1 pseudogene is annotated in these 1,375 nt (G+C 71.7%); it reads left to right on the forward strand.

What is annotated here, in order from left to right:
• Positions 1 to 2: 2 nt before the first annotated feature.
• A pseudogene (locus D7W81_RS41235) lies at positions 3 to 1,375 on the forward strand (WD40/YVTN/BNR-like repeat-containing protein); the annotation flags it as partial.

Consider the following 1,375-nt stretch of genomic DNA (forward strand, 5'->3'; position numbering starts at 1 on the left):
GGCTGAACCTGTTCCGTTCCGAGGACGGGTTCCAGAGCTTCTCCAAGCTGGCGGAAATCCAGCCGGATGCGTCGCACCATGACCGCGCGGAGCTGGTCACGGTGGGACGCGACGTGGCGATGGTCTACGCGTACGAGGCGCCGTCGCTGGCGGCGTCGTCGCGGCACGACGTGTACTTCCAGTGGTGGCGCTACGACGAGGAGGAGGACACCTGGACGCCGGAGCCGGCGGTGCGGGTGTTCAACGCGGACAGCACCCAGGCGTACTCGCGGGCGCTGCTGGCGCGGGACTCGAAGGGGCGGCTGTGGGTGCAGGCGTTCCGGATGGAGCCGGACGGCGGCGCCACGGCGGTGGTGGCGGTGTCCACGGACGGCGGCGCGAGCTTCCAGAAGCAGCCGGACCTGGGGCGGACGCGGAAGCGGGGCGGAGGGCGGCTGCTCAGCGTGGGGTCGAAGCTCGTCTTCTTCTGGGCCATGCACGACGGCTTCGAGCCCACGCGGATGCGGGTGCGTGACGCCGCGGATCCGCTGGACACGTGGGGGCCGCAGCGGGACGCGTTCTCCGACGGCATCTACCATGGCGCGGCGCTGAGCGCGGTGGAGGACGGCAAGGGCGGCATCCACCTGGTCTACAAGGACGAGACGGAGCGGCTGTATTACCGGCGCTTCGACGGGACGTCCTTCGGCTCGCGCATCCTGGTGGAGGGGACGCCGGACTGGGCGTTGCAGCCCGCCACCACGCGCGTCGGAGACGCGCTGTATGTCTTCTACAATCACTTCCAGACGGCCTCGGATTACGAAATCCGGGTGCGGGTGCTGCGCGACGGCGTGTTCAGCGACCCGGTGACGCTGGATTCGCGCACGAGCTTCAAGGGCTACCTGAACGCGCTGGACGTGCTGCCGGACAGCGCCACGGAGGTGCCGTGCTTCTACGGTGACTCGGTGGACGCGAACTCCAGCGGCCGGGTGATGCGCGTGGCCCTGCCGCGCCAGCCGGAAGGGGGCGGCGGCTCCGGGCAGGACGCGGGGACACCGGATGGCGGGAGCAACAGCGGTGCGGATGGCGGCACCGGGACGCCGGATGGCGGGAGCGCGCCGGACGCGGGTCCAGGCACGGACGGAGGCGTGGACGCGGGGACGCCGGATGGCGGCGCGGGCACGGATGGCGGAGTGGATGCGGGGACGCCGCCGGTGGATGGCGGAGTGCAGGGACCGCTCACGCTGGAGCCCGTGTTCACGAACACGACGCACGAGGTGCTGACGGTGGACGGCGCGGGCACGGTGTACGCGCTGGCGCTGGACGGCAGCCGCTCGAAGCTGTGGGCGAGCACGGATGGCGGGCGCACCTTCAGCGCGAGAGGGCAGGGGCTGGGCGG

Origin of the sequence: Corallococcus aberystwythensis (assembly GCF_003612165.1) — a bacterium.
In the GTDB taxonomy this organism is placed as follows: Bacteria; Myxococcota; Myxococcia; order Myxococcales; family Myxococcaceae; genus Corallococcus; species Corallococcus aberystwythensis.